Raw genomic sequence first — 5769 nt, 5'->3', positions numbered from 1 at the left:
GAATGTTCGCCGCGTAGATAACGCGGCTAGGGTCTTCGATCTGCTGCTGCTCCATCAACGCCATAGCCGTCAGCGTCTTCCCGGAGCCCGGCGTACCCGTCAGGAGATAGATCATTTCGAGGCCCTTTGCATGACAAACCGCGTACCGGCACCCGCCGCGTACGCCGACAAAATGACCGAGATTCCACGGTCGATATTCAAGTACGCCATCCACGCAAGCGTCAGCGCACCGAGACCGGCCATATGCGCTTGCAGCTGCGGAATGACGTTCTCGACCACCACCTTTTTCGACACGAAGTTAATGCCGAAGAACAGGATGGCGGTGAGGATCCACTGACCAATGCGAGACGCGATAAGCCGCGCCAGAAACGCACCTACTACTTCGAGTAAGACCACGAGCGGCATATCAACCCCCTGACGTCAGCCGGGCAGCGATCATCGCCCCCGTGACGTATGCGCAGAACAGGACGAACGCGGCAAGCAATGGGCCGCCCTGGCAGATACCAGCGTCCATGGACATCGACTGACCGGCGTACTCAATGGGCGGAAGACCCGGGCATGTGCCACCGCCACCGAGGAAACCGGCATCGTTGAACTGCGGAGCGGCGCCGTCGTCGGACTTGAACACCTCACCCGGATCGTGATCTTCGCCCTGGCTCTTGTCGGCACCCTGTATCGCCGCATCCGTCGCCTGATCGCGGCAACGCTGACGGTGAGCCTCAATGGCCATCTGCGAGAGAAGCGGGTCACCCGACGTCGCAGGGACAGCGTCGCAACCCGCGTCCGTGTAGCCGTCATTGCAGAGCTTCCCAGCGGTGCAATCCTTGTCACCGTCGCCGTTGTCACCGCTACCGTTGCCGGGGTTCGTACCCGTACCGCCGTTACCGTTACCGCTGGTCGAACCCTGAAACGTGCCAACGGAGATACCGATGGTGCCGCCCGGCGACGTGGCCGAGAAATTGCCCTGCCCCGTGCTCTGAGCGCCCGGGTCAGTGATGGGGGGATTGGGTGGCGTAGGCGCGGGATCGCCGCTAGCGTGCGCACACGCGGCGGAAGCGCCATTGACCGAGCAACCGGAGGGTTGAGACGGGGGCGACGACGCGCTGCCACCCGTCGGGCCAGCAACGCACACCTGAACGCCCTGGGCGTTGACTGAACAGAACTTCCCGGAGCCCGGGTCGTAGCAAGATCCACCACTGCACGGAGGCGGTGGATCAGACGGCGGTTGTGTGTTCGCAGTGCATTGGCCGCCGGTAGGCGACCAAGTGCCCATACTTCGACCACCACCGCCGGGAATGCCAATCGAGATTGATCCGGGCGTCTGCGAGAAGGCGAAGGTGCACGAATCCGCGCACATCGTGTCGCCATTGACGTAATTGCCCGACCATACATCGCCGCTAGGCGCGGCGTGGGACGAGCACGAGTTCGCGGGCGGCTCATCGGGCTTCGACGTGCAAGAGAACGGAGCCTCGCCACCAGAGTCGGTCTGCGTCTGATTGAACAGCGTGAAATCGTAGTACCCGTGGTAGATGTAAGGCTCACGATCGATGACGCAGCGGCCGTTTCGCGCCTGCCGGTCCGGGGCGCTGGCAAGCGACGCCTGAATCGACGCCTGAACCTGTGACATGCACGACTGGTACGCGGCTGCCGACGTGTTCGTGTCGCCCGGACCGCATATAGGCATATCGGCGTACGCCGGAAATGCCACGACCAGCGCGACCAGGGTGAAACCCCTCAGCGAGACATAACGCCTGTGATGACGAACCACGCGGCGAGGATGATCCAACCCGTCATGTGTCTGACCTCCCGACAAAAGCGCTGGGTGGAGTCGTACACGCGGTTTGCAACCAAACGCGATTAGAAGAACGACACCACCCAGCGCGCTGAGAACGAGCGCGACCACCACCATCGTAACGATCGCGCCCATGCCGCTTAGCCCTTACGGAGCAGGCGGGCACCCTTGATCGAGTAGGTGCTCGACGTCCAGGCGAGGCTGACCACGATGGCAGCGGCGGTCGCGGCGGCGAAGCCCGCCACGATGGTAGACGTGTCGTACGAGGTGTCGGCTGCGAACGACGCCGGGGCGACGAAGGCGAGCAGGAGGCCGGTGCCGACCTTGTTGTTGCGAACGAAGCTACCGACCTTGCGGACGGCGTTCTGGCAGTACTTCATGGTGTTACCCCTTCTGTGAGTGGATGGATTTAGCCGCGGCGGAACAGCTTTGCTGCCATCACCAGCGCAACGGAGCCCATGAAGGACACCCCGATGGTGTTGGCATCCTCCGGCGACATTGGCGGCAACAACGTCGGCGGAGGGAGGAACGCGGTTTGCGTGCACTGCCCGGCCTGCACGTCGTAGGCGATGCACTGGAGCACGTAGCCGACTTCCGATTCGGGCATGGCACAGACTCCTTACGCGGCGGCGCGAGCGGCCTTAACCGGGACGAGGTTCGGGTAGATCACGAGGCGCCCGTCAACCACCTTGGGTTCGCTCGCCTCGACGGTGTATTCGCCGGGCTCATGCGCGAACGACGCCTTCGCGGTGTTGAAATAGAGCTCGAAACGCTCGTACCCGCCGTCGGGATCGACCAGCTGGCACTGCTGGAAGCCGTGATCCGGCTGGCCCGGCTTCTTGTTGGGGATGCGCTTGATTTCGGCGGTAGCACGAACGATGCGCTTGGACGTGGACATAAGACTCTCCTGTGTAGACGGACTGGACTAGAAGGGCGCAGCGAAAAGCGGATGCGAATCGAGCGCTACTTCCTTTCCGAAGGGGTTTTCGTTGAGCCACTTCGGCAAGGAATCTTTCGTGAGGAAGGACGACACCAGATCGCCCAGGTCACTTAAATCGGTTGAGATCTCGGACAGATAGGCCACCACGCCGCCGTACTGGCGCTTGAGGTGGCGCATGGCGTTATGCAGGTTCGCCTGCGCGCGGATCGTGCTGGACTTGATCCGGCACATGACAGCGCTGACCCAGTCGAGCGCCGGGTAACGACCCACGAGGAACAGAGCCGGTTCAACGAGCACGTCGAGAGGAATATCGTGGCCCTTCCGATGGTAGAAACGACCCTCCCAGCGCACCCAGTCGGCGTACTGATCGCCGTCCCGGAAGCCCTGTTCCCTGCCCTTTTCGTAGACCACCAGCTGGCTACGCCCGGTCGGCTTGCCTATGTACATCGTCATGCCGCTACCGTCGTTCCAGCCCTGCGTGTTGGACGCAGGCGGCCGGCCACCCGTAACGAATTCGCCCTGGTCATACAACTCGCGAGCCAGAGCAAGGCCGCGCTTGCCGTGGTAGTCATCATGCGCGATGTCTACGCGGGTGATCTTCGCCCCGACGGTCTCCAAAAGCTCGCGCACTTGTGACCACGCCACGTCGTGGTCAAAGCCCGCTTCAACGCGGGCGCATGCTGCGCCCGTCATTTCGACGGAGACCGTTCCACGCTGATTCTCGCCACCCCAGCAGATGTCGCCGCAGGCGGTGCCCTCGGGCGTCAGAACGACCACGTGATGCGCGTAGCCGCGCCTGCCGCCGTTCACGCCCTGCTCCACCACCAGACCGGACTTAGGCGTCAGATCGCGCAGGAAGCGCTCAGCGCGCCAATGCATGCCTTCCTCGGACGTCTCATCGCCGAACACGTACCGCTCGCCGCAGGTGAAGCGGAGGAAGTCAACGTTCGCCGATACCAGGGCGCGCTTCGTTGGCAACTTCGCCTTCGCGTTAAGGAACTTTGATCCCCTGTTAGCCGACGGGATCACCGCCGCTGCGCGGCGGATCACCGCTTCACCCGGCCGAAGCCACAGCAGTGGTGGATGAGCGCGAGTGTGACGAGCGCCCACAACGCCAGGAAGAACACGAGACCCGCAGCGGCGCCGAGGCCGAGCAGAACGGACAGGAACGAGGGAGCCGAGCCCATCACCGGTCGCCCCGAACGCGCGGTAGCGAGTAGAGATAAGCGAGAGCCCACGCGTCCTCAAAGGAACCGGAAGGCACGTCAACTAGATCCACGTGCACGCCGTCAACGACGACGGCGAACTCGTACCGCTCGGGATAGCACGGACCGTAACCCACGAGTTGGAGCGACCCAGCGATCACAGGCCCGCCTCCAACAACTCGCGCTCGCGCTTCACGAGGTAGTCGTACGAGGTACCCTCCCACGAGCGGATGCGGGCTTCACGCACCAGACGGCGGTCCCATGAACAGAGGCCCGGATACACCGCATGCGGGTCGATGGCAACGTTGGCGAAACCGGCAGGAAGAAGGCCGTCGAGCACTGGGCGCACCGCCTCAATGAACGCGACGGCAGGCGCCGGACGCAGGTAGTGGTGCGGGCCGGGCGTAAACGCCTCAGCAGGTCTACGGCGCATCGGCTTCCCCTTCGTCGCCGGTTTCGTCAGTGATGACCGGGTAGCCCTTGTAGCCACACACCGGACATTTCGTGTCATCGAAATCGAAATGATCGTCTTCAATTTCTTCGCCGCAGGCGTCGCACAGGAACGCATGACCCGCTTCCGCGCTATGGCGGACGAACTCCTTGCGGTCGGCTTCATCCTGCGCGTCACGAGCGGCCTTTTCGCCCTGGCGACGCTTACGATTGCGCTTGCCTTCGTCGGCGGCCCACTCGGCGGAGTCACGCTCGCCGCAGTTCGGGCAAACGTTCTTCTCGATGGCGGAATTGCGCAGCCGCGTCCCGCAGGCCGAGCAGAACGCGTAGTAGTCGTTCGCGCGCATCTCCGCCGCCCCTTCCATGCGAAGGAGCGACGCGGCCTGAACCTTCTTGATGGCGGCGGTCCACGCGAAGGAAATGACGACGGCGGCAGCGGCACCGGCCGCCATGATGGCGACCGGGCCGGAGACGTAACCGAGAAGATCCGGGGAGTCCATCACAGCCAGCCCGCTTGACGCAGCGAGCGCTGGTGCCCTGCCCGCGCGAGCGCACGGGGGACCATCAACCCGGCGCCGAGAAGCGCGCAGAAGGCTACCCAGCCAGCAATGAACCCCATATCCTTCGCCCCTGTCACGTGTCAGGAGGGTCCTGACAACGGGCGTATGTATACTGGCACCTGACACTGGTGTCTATAGGGTCCTGACATGAATAGCACAATTAAATTGCTTGACAGGTACAAGGAAGTGTGCTCGCTGACATCCGACAATCAGGCGGCAATCGCCCTGGGCGTCTCACGCGCAACGACGAGCGCATGGCGAAAGGAACGAAACCATGCCGAACCCGAAAGCGTCTCCGCGATGGCAAAGGCAATCGGACTCGACGCGGACGAATGGGTCCTTCGCGTGCAAGCCGACCGAGAGGCGATGGTCAACCCGAAGCGCGCACAGGTGTGGCTTCGATGCGCTCAACGGATTTCGGGGACTGCGGCAGCGATTACGCTCACGTTCGGTTTAGCCGTCTATACGTCCACGCCGAATTCACCGGGAAGCGATGGTTTTTCGCAGAATTCCCGGGGAGTGTATATTATGTAAGATAACACTTACAGGGAAATCAGGGGCTTCCTACACCCGAAATGGAAAGGTTCGAAGTCCTCAAGGCTTCGCCTGGCTTTCCATCTCCTTGAGCTCGTCCTTCGCATAGGGAGCTCCTCCGTCAGCAGCCTTATGGAGCCAAAATATGCCCCGCGCGTGCTCTTGCTCATCGCTGCTTACCATGAGTAGCCCGGCGAGATTATGAGCGCAGGCTGGATCACCGTTCTCGGCGCCGATCGTGTACCACTTTAGGCTTGCCTCCCGATCACCGCGCACGATGAAGTGGAA

General features: G+C 62.7%; 11 protein-coding genes. 1 reads left to right on the top strand and 10 read right to left on the bottom strand.

Annotated elements, in window-relative coordinates; all coding sequences use genetic code 11:
* Positions 1-111 precede the first annotated feature (111 nt).
* The 9 genes from ACTHLF_RS20490 to ACTHLF_RS20450 all read right to left on the bottom strand — a co-directional run bounded on the left by ACTHLF_RS20490 (position 112) and on the right by ACTHLF_RS20450 (position 4839).
* Entirely contained in the window at positions 112-405 is a 294-nt protein-coding gene (locus ACTHLF_RS20490; protein WP_440329965.1) for a DUF2523 family protein, read from the bottom strand.
* 1 nt (position 406) lies between these two features.
* Complete coding sequence (locus ACTHLF_RS20485) at positions 407-1132, bottom strand: hypothetical protein (RefSeq protein WP_440329963.1); 726 nt, start codon at positions 1130-1132, stop codon at positions 407-409.
* Positions 1133-1932: 800 nt separating this feature from the next.
* Positions 1933-2172 carry a hypothetical protein gene (locus ACTHLF_RS20480; protein WP_440329961.1) on the bottom strand — a complete coding sequence of 80 codons (240 nt, stop codon included), beginning with the start codon at positions 2170-2172 and terminating at the stop codon, positions 1933-1935.
* Between the two features lie 29 nt (positions 2173-2201).
* Positions 2202-2399: a hypothetical protein gene (locus ACTHLF_RS20475; protein WP_440329959.1), complete on the bottom strand. Its 198-nt coding sequence runs from the start codon at positions 2397-2399 to the stop codon at positions 2202-2204.
* A 12-nt stretch (positions 2400-2411) separates the two neighbouring features.
* The gene (locus tag ACTHLF_RS20470; protein WP_440329957.1) at positions 2412-2690 is read right to left on the bottom strand and encodes a hypothetical protein; all 279 of its coding nucleotides are present in this window, start codon (positions 2688-2690) and stop codon (positions 2412-2414) included.
* A 27-nt stretch (positions 2691-2717) separates the two neighbouring features.
* Positions 2718-3782 (bottom strand): replication initiation factor domain-containing protein, encoded by a 1065-nt coding sequence (locus ACTHLF_RS20465; RefSeq protein WP_440329955.1) that lies wholly within the window; start codon positions 3780-3782, stop codon positions 2718-2720.
* Positions 3779-3919: a hypothetical protein gene (locus tag ACTHLF_RS20460; RefSeq protein WP_440329954.1), complete on the bottom strand. Its 141-nt coding sequence runs from the start codon at positions 3917-3919 to the stop codon at positions 3779-3781. Before ACTHLF_RS20460 ends, ACTHLF_RS20465 begins: the two co-directional genes overlap by 4 nt.
* Before the next feature lie 175 nt (positions 3920-4094).
* Positions 4095-4370 carry a hypothetical protein gene (locus tag ACTHLF_RS20455; RefSeq protein ID WP_440329952.1) on the bottom strand — a complete coding sequence of 92 codons (276 nt, stop codon included), beginning with the start codon at positions 4368-4370 and terminating at the stop codon, positions 4095-4097.
* Positions 4360-4839 carry a hypothetical protein gene (locus ACTHLF_RS20450; RefSeq protein WP_440329950.1) on the bottom strand — a complete coding sequence of 160 codons (480 nt, stop codon included), beginning with the start codon at positions 4837-4839 and terminating at the stop codon, positions 4360-4362. Before ACTHLF_RS20450 ends, ACTHLF_RS20455 begins: the two co-directional genes overlap by 11 nt.
* A gap of 255 nt (positions 4840-5094) precedes the next feature.
* Here ACTHLF_RS20450 and ACTHLF_RS20445 point away from each other — a divergent pair, with 255 nt between their 5' ends.
* On the top strand, positions 5095-5481 hold the full coding sequence (locus tag ACTHLF_RS20445; RefSeq protein ID WP_440329948.1) for a hypothetical protein: 387 nt from the start codon (positions 5095-5097) through the stop codon (positions 5479-5481).
* A gap of 60 nt (positions 5482-5541) precedes the next feature.
* On the opposite strand, the gene ACTHLF_RS20440 is transcribed toward ACTHLF_RS20445, so the two are convergent.
* Positions 5542-5769 (bottom strand): hypothetical protein (locus ACTHLF_RS20440; protein ID WP_440329946.1); only part of this gene is annotated, 228 nt, incomplete at its 5' end.

Origin of the sequence: Luteibacter sp. (assembly GCF_051958795.1) — a bacterium.
Taxonomy (GTDB): domain Bacteria; phylum Pseudomonadota; class Gammaproteobacteria; order Xanthomonadales; family Rhodanobacteraceae; genus Luteibacter.
Note: the sequence above shows the minus strand (reverse complement) of the source record. Positions and strands in the feature narration are given on the sequence as shown.

Bases quoted from the DNA above. Each gene is read 5' to 3' on its own strand.
- ACTHLF_RS20490 (WP_440329965.1), bottom strand. From the start codon at position 405: ATGCCGCTCGTGGTCTTACTCGAAGTAGTAGGTGCGTTTCTGGCGCGG.
- ACTHLF_RS20480 (WP_440329961.1), bottom strand. From the start codon at position 2,172: ATGAAGTACTGCCAGAACGCCGTCCGCAAGGTCGGTAGCTTCGTTCGC.
- ACTHLF_RS20475 (WP_440329959.1), bottom strand. From the start codon at position 2,399: ATGCCCGAATCGGAAGTCGGCTACGTGCTCCAGTGCATCGCCTACGAC.
- ACTHLF_RS20470 (WP_440329957.1), bottom strand. From the start codon at position 2,690: ATGTCCACGTCCAAGCGCATCGTTCGTGCTACCGCCGAAATCAAGCGC.
- ACTHLF_RS20460 (WP_440329954.1), bottom strand. From the start codon at position 3,919: ATGGGCTCGGCTCCCTCGTTCCTGTCCGTTCTGCTCGGCCTCGGCGCC.
- ACTHLF_RS20455 (WP_440329952.1), bottom strand. From the start codon at position 4,370: ATGCGCCGTAGACCTGCTGAGGCGTTTACGCCCGGCCCGCACCACTAC.
- ACTHLF_RS20450 (WP_440329950.1), bottom strand. From the start codon at position 4,839: ATGGCGGCCGGTGCCGCTGCCGCCGTCGTCATTTCCTTCGCGTGGACC.
- ACTHLF_RS20445 (WP_440329948.1), top strand. From the start codon at position 5,095: ATGAATAGCACAATTAAATTGCTTGACAGGTACAAGGAAGTGTGCTCG.